The following is a 13672-nucleotide window of genomic DNA, read 5'->3' as shown; positions in this document are numbered from 1 at the left end:
GACTCACCCGCCCTGTTCGGAGAGGAAGAGGTTGACGTCGTCCGGGTCGGCGGTGATGCCGACCCGCTCGCCGGTGACGGGTCCGCGGCCGGCGGGTACCTCCAGGCGCAGCAGTGGCGCGTCACCGCCGTCGACCCGCACCCCGGCGCGGACCAAGGTGCCCACATAGGTGGCGGTCTCCACCGTGCCGGTACAGAAACCGTCGTTCGGTGCGCCGGCGCGCAGCCGGCCCGGCTGGACGGCGGCCTTAACCGGGGTGCCGGGGGCCAGGGCGTGTCGCCTGGCCGTCAGCAGACCGCCGCTGTGGTCGAGGCGGACCACGGTGTGGTCGTCGGTGTTCAGTTCCACGCGGCCGGGCAGGAAGTTGGCCGCGCCGAGGAAGTCCGCGACGAAGGGGGTCTTCGGCCGCTCGAACAGTTCCCTGGGTGTGTCGAACTGCTCGATCAGGCCGTTGCGCATCACCGCGATGCGGTCCGAGAGGACCAGCGCCTCTTCCTGATCATGTGTCACGTAGATGACGGTCAGGCCGAGTTCCTGCTGGATGGCCTTGATCTCGACCTGGAGCTGGTCGCGGAGCTTTTTGTCCAGGGCGCCGAGCGGCTCGTCCATGAGGATGACCGGCGGGCGGTAGACCAGCGCCCGGCACAGGGCGACACGCTGCTGCTGACCACCCGACAGCTCGCGCGGCTTGCGGCCGCCGAAGCCGGACAGGCCGGCGATCTCCAGGGTCTCCCCGACCCGCCTGCGGATCTCGTTCTTCGGCACCCCGCGCAGGGTCAGGGGGAATGCGACGTTCTCACTGACCGTCATGTGCGGGAACAGCAGGTACTGCTGGAAGACGAAGCCGAGGTTGCGTTTCTGCGGGGCGAGCCGGGTGACGTCGCGGCCTCCGACGGTGATGGTGCCGGAGTCCGGTTCGCAGAATCCGGCGATCATCATGAGGGTCGTTGTCTTGCCCGACCCGGAGGCGCCGAGGAAGGTGACGAACTCCCCGGCCGCGATCTCCATGGACGCCTCGTCGACAGCGACGACGTCCCCGTATGTCTTGCGCAGGGCCACCACCGACAGCGCTTTGCCGGTCGTGGTGACCGGCTTGCCGCCGGCCACCTCGACGGACGGTGTGGCGACACCGAATTCAGCCACGAGCCCACTCCAACCAGCGCTTGGTGACGGCGGCTTCGTTCTTGATCCACCAGTTGATGTCCGCGTCGAAGCCCTTGTCGTAGTACTGCGGCGCACCGGCGAGTGCGTTGCGCTCCTCCTTGGTGAGCTTCTCGTAGGCCACCGGTGAAGACGGGTTCGACGGGAAGGCCTTGGCCAGGGCGGCCTGGACATCGGGACGCAGCGCGTAGTCCATGAGCTGGTAGGCGGCGTCCACGTGGGCCGCGCCCTTGGCGATGCCGTAGCCCTGGAACTGGCGGCGCATGCCGTTGAGCTGCCGTGCGACCGGGACGCCCTGCTTCTCCAGGTCGGCGATCCGGCCGTCCCAGACGGTGGACATCGTCACTTCCTGGCGGCTGAGGAGCACACCGGGGAGCGGGCCGCTGTCCCAGAACTTCTTGATGTCGGACCGCAGCCGGGTCAGCACCTTGAAGGCGCGGTCCAGGTCGAGCGGGTACAGCTTGTCCATCGGGACGCCGTCGGCCAGCAGCGCGAACTCCAGCTCGGGCAGGTCGGCGTCCGGGTTGCACATCGAGCGGCTGCCCTTGAACGCCTTGGTGTCCCAGAAGTCCGCCCAGGACTCCGGCTTGCGGCCGCCGAAGGCGTCGGTGCGGTACGCCATGCACTGGCCGTAGAAGCTGTTGCCGATGGCATGGTCGGTGATCTGATTGTCAGGGATCTTGGCGCTCTTCAGGCTCTTGATCCGGTCGAGGTCCAGTTTCTCCAAGGCGTCCTGGGCCCCGAACTTGATGTGGTCCATCATCGAGTTGTTGATGAGGTCGAACTGAGGGCGGCCCTGGTTGATCTGGGCCAGCATCTGGGTGCCCTGGAGGTTGACGACCTGGACGTTGATGCCGGTCTCCTGGGTGAACGGCGTGTAGACCGCCTTCTGGAGGGCCTCGCCGTAGGAGCCGCCGCTGTCGCGGACGACCACCGTCTTGCCGCCCTTGCCGCCGCCGGACGCGGCGCGGCTGGTGCCGGTGCCGCAGGCTGAGAGGGAGGGCAGGGCGGCGAGGGCTGCGAGGCCGCCGGCTCCGCGCAGGAGCGCTCTGCGACCGATCATGGGATCACTCATGACAAATCTCCTGGAATTGGCGCGTGGGGACCAGCTGTTCGGGGTGAGTGGTGGTTCGGGGACCTGTGGTGGTACCGGTCAGTCGTGCGGCACCGCGATGGCGGCGAGTTCCGCGCCGGGGCCGACGGTGAGCCCGTTCATGCCGTAGAGGATCTGTCCGGTGGCGGTGGCGGTGACCTTGTGTTCGCTGCCGTCGGCCGGGTCGATGACGCGGCCGATGGACTGACCCACGGTCACCTCGTCGCCGGTGGCCGCGTCCGGGTACCACAGGCCGGTGGCCGGGGAGACGACGGATCCGGTCCAGACCCAGTCGCGCGGCCGCACGGTCACGGGCGCGACGTGCTGCGGTGCCTCGATGACGCCGAGGTGGTGCAGGAGCCGGTACAGACCGTCGAGCAGGGCCCGTGCCTGGGCGGGGTCCCGTTCGCCGAGCTGGCCGGTCTCGATGAGGATGGCCGGGATGCCCTGCCGGGCGGCCGCGGCGTGACTGTTGCCGCCCTCGGCGTTGCGACCGAAGAGGACGCGTTCGTAGCCGACGGAGTGGGCCATGGCCCGTGTCCTGGCGTCGAGTTCCGCGTCGGAGGTCAGGCGGTAGCCGACGAAGTCGAGCAGGGTCTCGTCGATGCCGCCGCTGTGCAGGTCCGCGTAGGCATCGGCGCCGGAGATGATGTTCTCGAAGAGCCAGGCCGCCAGCCGCTCGGTCGGTCCTCCGGCGGGATCGCCGGGGAAGACGCGGTTGATGTTGACGTCGTCCAGCGGGGACTTGCCCAGGCGGCCGTCGTACACGGCCGGCGGGTTGGCCACGGGGCAGATCACCACCTGGCCGGTGACGTCGTCCGGCTCCAGGAACCCGCCGAGTCGGGTCGCCGCGTCGATGCCGACGAACTCGCCGCCGTGGACACCGCCGGTGATGACGACCCGGGGTCCGGGACGGGAGCCGTTGACGAGAACCAGGGGGATCTCGACGGTCGAGAGTCCGAGGTCCACGGGGATCGCCCCGCGGACCTTGCGGCCCGGCTCGGCCCGCAGCGGGCCTACGGTGAGTGTCATGTCGTACCTCATTCAGGCGGTGGTGCGGCCGAGCGTGGAGATGAAGTCGATCGGCTGGGCGGTGCGGCGCTCCAGGGCGAGGTCCGCGGCGATGTCGCCCGGGCCGGGCGAGAGTGTGAAGTCCGGGGGCTGGTGGTCGGGGCCGGTTCAGGCCGTGGTGCGGCCGACGGTCGAGATGAAGTCGATGGGCTGGGATGAGGTGCCGTCCAGCGCCAGGTCGGCGGCGATGTCGCCGAAGGCGGGCGACAGCTTGAAGCCGTGGCCGGAGAAGCCGGCGAGCAGTACGACCTTGTCGGCGCCGGGCAGCGGGCCGATCAGCGGGCGGCTGCTCTCGGTGTAGGCCTCCATGTAGACGGAGATCCGGGTCGGGTCGGGGTGCAGGTCCGGCATGTGGCGCCCGATCAGCTCCGTGAAGATGTCCAGTTCCTCCGGCTGGACGGTGCGGTCCAGCGCGTTGGGGTCACCCACGGGCTTGTGCAGGGTGCGGGACAGGCCGAGCTTGACGGAGACGCCGTCCGGGGAGGGCAGTCCGTAGCAGTGCGTGGGGGCGGTGCGGATGAAGGCCGGGCGTTCCTCACCGAACCAGGCGTCCGTGGTGGGCACGTACCAGGCGCTGATGAGGCGGCGGATCTCCACGTCCCACGGCAGGTCGGACAGCAGGTCGTTCACCCAGGGGCCGACGGTGACGACGACGGTGTCGAAGTGCTCGCTGCCTGCGTCGGTGCGGATCTCGACGCCGTTCGCGACGGGGACGATCTCGCGGACCGGGGTGTAGCGGTGGATACGGGCACCCAGCTGCTCGGCGCGGCGGGCGGCGGTCTGGACGGTCAGCTCGGGGCGGATGAAGCCGGCGCGGCGGTCCAGCACGGCCGCGTCACCGCCCTCGAGCCGGTACTGCGGGAAGCGCTTGGCCAGCGTCTCGGCGTCGAACACCTCATGGTCGAGCCCGTGCTCGGCGATGGACTCGAGAACGGTGGCCATCTGCTGGTGCTCGGTGGGCCCCATCAGCAGGCATCCGGTCAGGCGGCGCAGCTCGCGGCCGGTCTCCTGCTGGAGCCGCTCCCACAGGACGTCGGCGTGCTTGAGCAGCGGGACGTACCGGGAGTCCTCGAAGTGCGCGCTGCGGAAGATACGGGTTTCGCCACCGGCGGCGCTGCGGTCGTGGCCGGGGGCGAAGCGGTCGTAGGCGACGACTTCCGCGCCACGGGCCGCGAGGCGCCAGGCGGCCTGGCTGCCCATGGTTCCCACGCCGACGACGGCGACTCGCTTCCTGGCAGCTGACACGGGGCTTTCCTTTCGTATCGCAGCGGCGCATGCTGAGCCCCTGCGTGAGACTGTTCGGTTCGAGGTGGTTTGGGCGGAGGGGGCGGGTCCTTCGGGGGACCTCGGCTCACGAACGCCCTGTCTCGGAGTTCCGGCTGCGTCCTCGGGATCTCCCGGAGCCGTGCCACATTGTGGAATGCTGTGCTAGTATCTGGCACAGAGAATGACAGTGGCTCCCAGGGGAGTCAAGAGGTGTCCGCCAGAGATTCTGAGGATTAACAGGGGGAAACCGGATGGAAATGAAGAGCGTCACCAGGTCGCTGCGCATCCTGGAGGCGGTCGCCCAGCATCAGCCGGTCACCGTCGGGGAATTGACGAAGCTCTTCGGCCTTCCGAAGTCGACCGTGCAGCGCACCCTGGTCACGCTGGCCGAGGCCGGCTGGCTGCGGGCCAACCGCAAGGACACCACCCGCTGGGAGATCGGCGCCCGAGTCCTGGCCGTACGGCCCGCCGCCCTCCAGGGGTCCAGCTTGTTCGCCGCAGCGCGCGAGCCCATGGTCCGCCTGAGGGACACGGTGAACGAGACGATCCACCTGTCGGTGCCGGACGCCCTGCAGTGCATGGTCGTGGTGGACCGCGTGGACTGCTCTCACGCCGTACGGACGTTCCACACCGTCGGCGACACCTCGCCCCTGCACGCCACCGCGACCGGGCGTGCCGTCCTGGCCCATCTGCCGAAGCAGGACGTCGAGGAGCTCATCACACAGGGGCTGGAGCGCTACAGCGACGCGACGCCCACCGACCCGGACGAACTGCGGGCCGAGCTGGACCGGATCCGCATCGACGGATACGCGGTCAACCGCAACCAGTACCGGCCGGACGTCTGCGCGATCGCCGCGCCCGTCCTCGACGAGGAGGGCACACCACTGGCCACCGTGGCCATCTCCATGCCCGACTCGCGCTACGACGCGGACCGGCTGCCCGAGTGGGGCCGCCTGGTCGCCGACGCCGCCGCGGAGATCACGGGGCGCCGCTTGGGCGCCTGAACGAGAGTCCGACATCGGCAAGGGCCGTCCCCCACGCTGACGCGTGGGGGACGGCCCTTGCTCACGTTCGGACGACAGCCGCCGCCCTGCGCCCGGCCGGGAGAAAGGCCGGACGCAGGGGGCTGCCCCGCGGGGGCAGGCGCGGTCAGGGCGCTGCCACCGTCCATCACCTGCGGGGTGCGTCGGATCCCGCATGCGTGCCGTATTGTGGAACGCCGTGCTAGAATCCGGCACGATCATGCCCGCGGCTCCGGGAGGGAGTCAAGAGGTGAGACCGGCGAACGAGAACTGACGGGGCCCCGATGGAAATGAAGAGCGTGACCAGGTCGCTGCGCATCCTGGAGGCGGTCGCGCACCACCAGCCCGTGACGGTAGGCGAGTTGACGAAGCTCTTCGGTCTGCCCAAGTCGACGATGCAGCGCACGCTGGTCAGCCTGAACGAGGCGGGATGGCTGCGGGCGAACCGCCGGGACACCACCCGCTGGGAGATCGGCGCCCGGGTGCTCGCCGTACGTCCGGCGGCGCTTCAGGGCTCCAGTCTGTTTGCGGCGGCGAGGGAGCCCATGATCCGGCTGCGGGACGCGCTGAACGAGACGATCCACCTGTCGGTGCCGGACGCTTTGCAGTGCATGGTCGTCGTCGACCGGGTGGACTGCGCTCACGCGGTGCGGACGTACTACGCGATCGGCGACACCTCTCCCCTGCACGCCACCGCCACCGGGCGCGCGATCCTGGCCCATCTGCCGCCCGCCGACGTGGACGAACTGGTCGCCCAGAGGCTGGAGCGCTACAGCGACGCGACGACGGTCGACCCGGCCGAGTTGCGCGCCGAGCTGCAGCGGGTGCGCACGCACGGCTACGCCGTCAACCGCAACCAGTACCGTCCCGATGTCTGCGCGATCGCCGCACCCGTCCTCGACGAGAACGGCACACCGCTCGCCTCCGTGGCCGTCTCCATGCCCGACTCCCGCTACGACGCCGACCGGCTGCCCGAGTGGGGCCGCCTGGTCGCCTACACGGCGTCCGGCATCAGCGACCGCCGACTGGGTGCGTGACAACCCGGCACGCACGACGGCGCCCCCTGCTGCCGGCCGGCAGGGGCGAGGCGTTTCCGCGTCAGGGGCGGCCCGCGCTCTGCTTGTCCACCACTTCCGCGAGAGCGTCCACGAAGCGGTCGAGCTCGCTCTCGCGCATGTAGATGTGGGGCGACACGCGCATGCCGCTCAGGTGCCGTACCTCCCGGTATTTCACATGCACCTGGTGCGCGTCCCGGAGCTCCTGTTCCACGGCTCTGGCGTCCAGGCCGTCGACGGAGAAGAGGCTCACCGCGCCCAGGGTCTCCGAGTCCAGCGGCGTGTGCAGCCTGAACCCGGGGATCGCGGCAGCACGCTCCACCCAGTACCGCGTCAGCTCCCGCACGCGCGCGTGGACGGCCCGGGCCCCGATCTCCCGGTGGAAGCGCGCCGCCGGCAGGATGCCGGCCTGCAGGGCCGAGTTGTACGTGCCGAGGTTCCAGTGGTCGAACTTGTCGACGCGCAGTGGCGGCGGATCGAAGGGGGCCAGCAGGGGCCACGTACGGTCGATGACTCCCTCCCTGACGACCAGCATGCCGTTGCCGACCGGCGCGCCCATCCACTTGTGCAGACTGGTGATGAAGAAGTCGCAGTCCAGGTCACGGAAGCTCACCGGCATCTGCGCGAAGGTCTGGGCGCCGTCCACCACGGTGAGCGTCCCGTTGTCCTTCGCCAGCCGGCACAGCCGCTTCGCCGGCACGACCCGTCCCGTCCAGTGGGACATGTGGGTGATCTGAAGGACACGGGTGCGCGGTGTCAGGACCGCCGCGTACGCCTCGAAGATCTCCTCGTCGCTGTCCATGAGGTCGTAGTCGGCGGTGACGACCTCGATACCCTCGCGTTCCTGCCGCTGGAACCAGGCGGCGCGGACGCTCGGGTAGTCCCAGTGCGAGACCACGACCTGGTCGCCGGCGGCCAGCGGGATACCGAAGATCGCCGTGCACAGGCCCTCGGTGGAGTTCCGGTTCAGCGCGATCTCGCCGGGGGCGCAGTCGATCAGCTCGGCGAGTTCCGCCTTGGCCTCGGGGAGCGCGAGGTCGAGGTTGCTCCACATGGTGCGGTCGGGGTTCCGGTTGACCAGCCGGTAGGCGTCGATCGTCGCCTGCTCGACGACCAGGGGCGGCGGGCTGACCGCCGCGTTGTTCAGGTTGAGCAGGGGCAGCTGCTCCGGGTAAGCCGCGCGGACGTACTCCCAGAAGTCGTCCTGGCCCGGGGTGGGAATCGCCATGATGCTCTTCTCCGATGTCATGAGGCCGGTGCGCCGGGCGTGTCGGCCTGTGCCCCGTGCCCGGGCCGGGGGAGGCCGGGCACGGGGCGACCCGCCTAGGGCCCGGGGGGGGCGGGCCGGGTGCGCGGGGGCCGCCGCGCGGTGCGCGACGGGGCGTGTCAGGGCGTGAACGCCGTCATCGCACGGGCACCGCGACGTACTGGTACTCCAGGAACTCCTCGATGCCGACCCGGCCGCCCTCACGACCGAGCCCGGACTGCTTGACCCCGCCGAAGGGCGCGGGCCGGGTTGGAGACGAGGCCGGTGTTGAGGCCCACCATGCCGACCTCCAGGCGTTCGCTGACGCGCAGGCCGCGGTCCAGGCCCTCGGTGAAGACGTAGCCGACGAGACCCCAGGGCGTGTCGTTGGCCCGGCGCAGGACCTCGTCCTCGTCGTCGAAGGTGAGGATCGCGGCCACGGGGCCGAAGATCTCCGTGTCCATCAGGCGGCTCTCGGGAGAGACGTCCGTGAGCACGGTCGGCGGGTAGAAGCAGCCCGGTCCCTCCGGCGTACGGCCGCCGACCAGCACCTGGGCGCCGCGCTCCACCGCGTCGGCGACGAGTTCCTCGACCTTGCGCCGTCCGGTGGCGTCGATCAGCGGGCCGACGTCGACACCGTCGCGGGTGCCGGGGCCGACCACGAGCGCACCCATCCGCTCGGCGAGCCGCCGGCCGAACTCCGCTGCCACCGACCGGTGGACGAAGAAGCGGTTCGCGGCCGTGCAGGCCTCGCCCATGTTGCGCATCTTGGCGACCATCGCGCCGTCCACGGCCACGTCCAGATCGGCGTCGTCGAAGACGATGAACGGCGCGTTGCCGCCCAGCTCCATCGACGTGCGGACGACCGTGTCGGCGCACTGGGCGAGCAGGATGCGGCCGACGCCCGTGGAGCCGGTGAAGGAGAGCTTGCGGATCCGGCCGCCGCGCAGCAGCGGCTCGCACACCTCTCCGGCGCGGGAGGTGGTGACGACGTTCAGCACGCCGTCCGGCAGGCCGGCCTCCTTGAGGATGCCGGCCAGCGCGAGGCTGGACAGCGGGGTCTGCGGGGCGGGCTTGAGGATCATCGTGCAGCCCGCCGCGATCGCCGGGCCGATCTTGCGGGTGCCCATGGCCAGCGGGAAGTTCCACGGCGTGATCAGCAGGCAGGGCCCGACCGGGCGGCGGGAGAGCAGCATGCGGTTGCGCCCGTCGGGCAGCGTGCCGCATCCGCCGTCGATGCGGACGGCCTCCTCGGAGAACCAGCGGAAGAACTCGGCGGCGTACGCCACTTCTCCCCTGGCTTCGGCGAGCGGCTTGCCCATCTCCGACGTCATCAGGTGGGCGAGCTCGTCGGTGCGCTCCAGGATGAGCTCGTAGGCGCGGCGCAGGATCTCGCTGCGCGCCCGGGGCGCCGTACGGGCCCACTCCTGCTGTGCCTGGACCGCCGCCTCCTCCGCGAGCCGGGCGTCCTTGGGGCCCGCGTCGGCGACCTGGCAGAGGATCTCGCCGGTCGCGGGGTCGTCGACGGGCATGGTGGCGCCGTCCGCGGCGTCCACCCAGGCACCGCCGATGAACAGCTGGGTCAGTACCTCGGTCATGTCGTCTCTCCTGGTCGGTCGGCGGCGGGGTCGAGGAGTTCCGCGAGGTGCAGGGCGCGCACGCCCCGGCCTCCGGCGAGATGGTCGATCTGGGTGGCGCAGCTGAAGCCGTCGGCCACGACGGTGCGTCCGGCGAGCTGGTCGATGCGGGGTTTGAGGGCGAGATCCGCGACGGCCATCGAGGTGTCGTAGTGCTCTGCCTCGAAGCCGAAGTTCCCGGCGAGTCCGCAGCAGCCCTCGGCCTCGTCGACGTCGCGTACGCCGAGCCGGCGCAGCACGTCGGCGGGGCGGCGGCCCTTGAAGGTGGCGTACTCGTGGCAGTGAGTCTGGAGCACGACGTTCTCCGGCAGGGGAGGCGGCGTCCAGTCCTGGTCGGCGAGGTCGGTCAGGGCCCCGGTGAAGGTGTGGACGCGGCCCGCCACGCGCTGGGCGGCCTCGGTGCCGAGCAGTTCGGGGACGTCACGCTTCAACGCGGCCGCACAGCTCGGCTCGGCCACGATGATCGGCCGGTCGTCACCGTCGTCGAGCGCGGCGACCGTGCGGGCCATGATCTTGCGGGCGACGTTCAGCTGTCCGGTGCTGACCCAGGTCAGCCCGCAGCACAGTCCGCTCTGCGGCGCGCAGGGGATACCGGCATCGGCCAGCACACGGCTCGCGGCTCCCGCGACCTCGGGACGGAAGGCGCGGGTGAAGCTGTCCACGAAGAGCACGGCCTTCGCGGGCCCTGGCGTCTCGGCCGCGCGCAGCGTCCTGCGCAGGGCGCGCCGGGAGGCGAAGGCGGGGATCCGGCGCTTGGTGGTCACGCCTCCGAGACGGGCGAGGAGCCTGCCGACCGGCCCGCGCAGCAGTGCGTTGATCGGACGGGCCGCATATCCGGCGAGGGCGGAGGTCCGGGGCAGCCAGCCGAGCGAATAGTGGGAGCGGGGGCGCAGGCGGCCCTTGTAGTGCTGGTGCAGGAACTCCGCCTTGTACGTCGCCATGTCGACACCGACCGGGCAGTCGCTGGAGCAGGCCTTGCAGGACAGGCACAGGTCGAGGGCGTCGCGCACCTCGGTCGAGCGCCAGCCGTCCTGGACGGCCTCGCCGCGCACCATCTCCTGGAGCAGCCGGGCCCGGCCGCGGGTGGAGGCGTTCTCCTCGCCGGTGGCGCGGTAGCTCGGGCACATCACACCGCCCGCGTCACTGCGGCAGCGGCCCACACCGACGCAGCGGCGTACGGCGCCCGCGAAACCGTCCTCGTCGTGCGGGAAGGTGAACGTCGTGTCCACGAGTGGGAGTTCGCGCAGGGCGAGATCGGTGTCGAGGGGGGCGGGGTCGACGATCACACCGGGGTTCAGCAGTCCCTCGGGATCGAAGACCTTCTTGAACGCGGCGAACGCGGCGATCATGCGGTGGCTGTACATGACCTCCAGCAGTTCGCTGCGGGCCCGCCCGTCACCGTGCTCACCCGACAACGTGCCGCCGTGCTCGACGACCAGCGCGGCCGCCTCGGTCAGGAACCGGCGCATGACCGTTCGGCCGGCCTCCGTGGCCGGGTCGAAGTCGATCCGCACGTGCACGCATCCCGCGCCGAAGTGCCCGTAGAGCACGCCGGTCAGGTCATGGGTGGTCAGCAGTTTGCGGAAGCCGCGCAGGTAGGCGGCGAGGTTCTCGGGCGCGACGGCCGCGTCCTCCCAGCCGGGCCAGGACTCTCCGCCGTCCACGAGCCGGGCGGCCAGCCCGGCCCCGTCCTCACGCACCCGCCACAGCGAGCGCCGCTCGGCCGGGGTCTCGACGACCCGGCCGCCGGTCATCCGCCCCTGGGCCCGGAGCGCGTCGAGCAGCTCGGCGGCCCTGCCGTTCACCGAGGCCTGGTCGTCGTCTTCGAGTTCGACGTACAGCCAGGCCCGCCCCTCGGGCAGCCCGGTCACCGCATCCGCCCCGCGGCGGGCGCGCATGGTGGCGACGATCGCCTCGTCCATGCCCTCCACGGCGCTGGGCGACCAGCGCAGGATCTCCGGTACGTCCTCGGCGGCGTCGACGACGTCTGCGTAGCCGAGGGTCAGCAGCGCTGATGCCTGTGCGGTCGCCACCAGGCGGACCGTCGCGGCGGTGACGACCGCACAGGTGCCTTCGGTGCCCACGAGGGCGCGGGCCAGGTCGAAGCGGTTCTCGGGCAGCAGGTGGTGCAGCTGGTAGCCGGAGACCTGGCGCGGGATGCGGCCCAGTTCGGTGCGGACCGGCGCCAGGTTGTCGTCGATCAGGCGCCGGAGGTCCGCTTCGAGCCGGGCGACGCGCCGTACGGCCTCCGCGTCGCCCGGCTCGGCGGCGTGCAGCCCGGAGTGGTCGGCGACGGCCCGCACGCCGTCGGCCGTCACGATCTCCAGGGCCTCGACGTGGCCGCTGGTCCGTCCGTCGCGCACGGACCGGTTGCCGCACGCGTCGTTGCCGATCATGCCGCCGAGGGTGCAGCGGCTGTGCGAGGACGGGTCGGGTCCGAAGTCGAGCCCGTGCGGGGCGGTCGCGCCGCGCAGGGCGTCCAGGACGACACCGGCCTCCACCCGCGCGGTACGCGCCTCGACGTCGATGTCCAGGATCCGGTTCATGTACCGGGAGAGGTCCAGGACGACCCCGGGGCCCACGGCGTTGCCCGCCATGCTGGTGCCACCGCCACGGGCCGTGACCGGCACGCCCGCCTCCCGGCAGGCCCGCAGCACCGCGACCACGTCGTCGGCGGTGCGCGGGAAGGCCACGGCCCGGGGCGGCACACGGTAGTTGGAGGCGTCGTAGGCGTAAGGGCCCGTCGCCCCCGGGCCGGTCTCCACCCGCAGGCCGGGCGCGATCTCGGCGATGCGGGCCGCCAGACCCGCCAGGTCGCGGGTGGTGGTGGTCATCGGCCCGCCGCTCCCGAGGTGCCGGCCTCGACGGCGTTCGCCCAGGCCCGGAGGCCCTCGTCCACGCCCGCCTCGTCGATCACGAGGGCGGGGATCATGCGGACGACCTGGTTCCACGCGCCGCACAGCAACAGGAGCAGGCCCTCGTCGACGGCGGCGCGCTGCACGCGGGCGGCGGTCTCGGGATCGGGGTTGCCCTCCTCGGTGACGAACTCGGTGGCGAGCATGAGGCCGAGGCCGCGGACGTCGCCGATGCCCGGGGTCCGGTCGGCCACCGCCTCCAGGCCGTGGCGCAGCCGCTTGCCCATCGCCTCGGCGTTCTCGACGAGCTTCTCGTCGCGGACGACGTCGAGGGTCGCGCAGGCCGCGGCGCAGGCGACGGCGTTGGCGCCGTACGTGCCGCCCTGCGATCCGGGCCAGGCCCTGGTCATCAGTTCCTCGGAGGCGGCGATGCCGGAGAGGGGGAAGCCGCTGGCCAGGCCCTTGGCGGTGACGAGGATGTCCGGGGTGACGCCGAAGTGGTCGTGGCCCCAGAAGCGCCCGGTGCGGCCGACGCCGGTCTGCACCTCGTCGAGGATCAGCAGGAAGCCGTGCCGGTCGGCCCGCTCCCGCAGCCCCGCCATGAAGGCGCTGTTCGCGGGCACGTACCCGCCCTCGCCCAGCACCGGCTCGACGATGATCGCGGCCGTGTCGGCGGGCGACGAGATCGTCTGGAGCGTGTAGTCGAGCTCCTTCAGCGCGAAGCGGGTGGCGGTCTCCTCGTCCCAGCCGTAGCGGAAGGCCGTCGGGAACGGGGTGACGACCACACCGCTCATCAGCGGGGAGAAACCGGACCGGAAGCGGGTCCCGGAGGTGGTCATGGAGGCGGCGGCCACCGTGCGGCCGTGGAAACCGCCGTGGCAGACGATGACGTTGGGCCGGCCGGTGGCCTGGCGGGCCAGCCGCAGGGCCGCCTCGACGGCCTCGCTGCCGGAGTTGGTGAAGAACAGGCTGTCCAGACCGGCCGGCAGCACCTCGCCCAGCTTGTCGACGAGGCGGCGCAGCGGCTGGTGCATGACGGTCGTGTACTGGCCGTGGATCAGCGTGCCCACCTGCTCCTGCGCCGCCGCCACGACCTTGGGGTGGCAGTGCCCGGTGCTGGTGACGCCGATGCCGGCGGTGAAGTCGAGGTAGCGGCGGCCGTCCTCACCGTAGAGGTGGACGCCTTCGCCCCGGGCCGCCACCACGGGCGTGGCCTGGCGAAGGTGCGGCGACAGTGCGGTCATTTCGTCTCCCGGCCGTACGTCG

The 13672-nt window shown here is 71.4% G+C and carries 9 protein-coding genes and 1 pseudogene; 2 read left to right on the top strand and 8 right to left on the bottom strand.

The features are described 5' to 3' along the window. Positions 1 to 3: 3 nt before the first annotated feature. The 4 genes from QF034_RS38395 to solA all read right to left on the bottom strand — a co-directional run bounded on the left by QF034_RS38395 (position 4) and on the right by solA (position 4570). Entirely contained in the window at positions 4 to 1143 is a 1140-nt protein-coding gene (locus tag QF034_RS38395) for an ABC transporter ATP-binding protein (RefSeq protein WP_307179268.1), read from the bottom strand. Then, positions 1136 to 2236, bottom strand: a complete 1101-nt coding sequence (locus QF034_RS38390; protein ID WP_307179267.1) for an ABC transporter substrate-binding protein — start codon at positions 2234 to 2236, stop codon at positions 1136 to 1138. The genes QF034_RS38395 and QF034_RS38390 overlap by 8 nt, the downstream gene beginning before the upstream one ends. Before the next feature lie 78 nt (positions 2237 to 2314). Then, positions 2315 to 3286 (bottom strand): succinylglutamate desuccinylase/aspartoacylase family protein, encoded by a 972-nt coding sequence (locus QF034_RS38385; RefSeq protein ID WP_307179266.1) that lies wholly within the window; start codon positions 3284 to 3286, stop codon positions 2315 to 2317. Positions 3287 to 3433: 147 nt separating this feature from the next. Further along, positions 3434 to 4570 carry an N-methyl-L-tryptophan oxidase gene (gene solA, locus QF034_RS38380; RefSeq protein ID WP_307179265.1) on the bottom strand — a complete coding sequence of 379 codons (1137 nt, stop codon included), beginning with the start codon at positions 4568 to 4570 and terminating at the stop codon, positions 3434 to 3436. Between the two features lie 278 nt (positions 4571 to 4848). Between solA and QF034_RS38375 the strand changes: the two genes are divergently transcribed. Both QF034_RS38375 and QF034_RS38370 read left to right on the top strand, forming a co-directional pair. Continuing rightward, complete coding sequence (locus QF034_RS38375) at positions 4849 to 5595, top strand: IclR family transcriptional regulator (protein ID WP_307180076.1); 747 nt, start codon at positions 4849 to 4851, stop codon at positions 5593 to 5595. 308 nt (positions 5596 to 5903) lie between these two features. Then, positions 5904 to 6650: an IclR family transcriptional regulator gene (locus tag QF034_RS38370; RefSeq protein WP_307180075.1), complete on the top strand. Its 747-nt coding sequence runs from the start codon at positions 5904 to 5906 to the stop codon at positions 6648 to 6650. A 61-nt stretch (positions 6651 to 6711) separates the two neighbouring features. Here QF034_RS38370 and QF034_RS38365 read toward each other — a convergent pair whose 3' ends face one another. The 4 genes and pseudogenes from QF034_RS38365 to QF034_RS38350 all read right to left on the bottom strand — a co-directional run bounded on the left by QF034_RS38365 (position 6712) and on the right by QF034_RS38350 (position 13650). After that, the gene (locus tag QF034_RS38365; RefSeq protein WP_307179264.1) at positions 6712 to 7896 is read right to left on the bottom strand and encodes an aminotransferase class V-fold PLP-dependent enzyme; all 1185 of its coding nucleotides are present in this window, start codon (positions 7894 to 7896) and stop codon (positions 6712 to 6714) included. Between the two features lie 175 nt (positions 7897 to 8071). Then, positions 8072 to 9416, bottom strand: a pseudogene (locus tag QF034_RS38360) (NAD-dependent succinate-semialdehyde dehydrogenase). 92 nt (positions 9417 to 9508) lie between these two features. Then, positions 9509 to 12385: an FAD-binding and (Fe-S)-binding domain-containing protein gene (locus tag QF034_RS38355; protein ID WP_307179263.1), complete on the bottom strand. Its 2877-nt coding sequence runs from the start codon at positions 12383 to 12385 to the stop codon at positions 9509 to 9511. Beyond that, positions 12382 to 13650 carry an aspartate aminotransferase family protein gene (locus QF034_RS38350; RefSeq protein ID WP_307179262.1) on the bottom strand — a complete coding sequence of 423 codons (1269 nt, stop codon included), beginning with the start codon at positions 13648 to 13650 and terminating at the stop codon, positions 12382 to 12384. The genes QF034_RS38355 and QF034_RS38350 overlap by 4 nt, the downstream gene beginning before the upstream one ends. Between the last annotated feature and the right edge of the window lie 22 nt (positions 13651 to 13672).

It is taken from the genome of Streptomyces africanus (assembly GCF_030816955.1).
Lineage (GTDB): Bacteria > Actinomycetota > Actinomycetes > Streptomycetales > Streptomycetaceae > Streptomyces > Streptomyces africanus.
The sequence above is the reverse complement of the archived record's forward strand: the minus strand, read 5'-3'. Positions and strand labels throughout refer to the sequence as shown.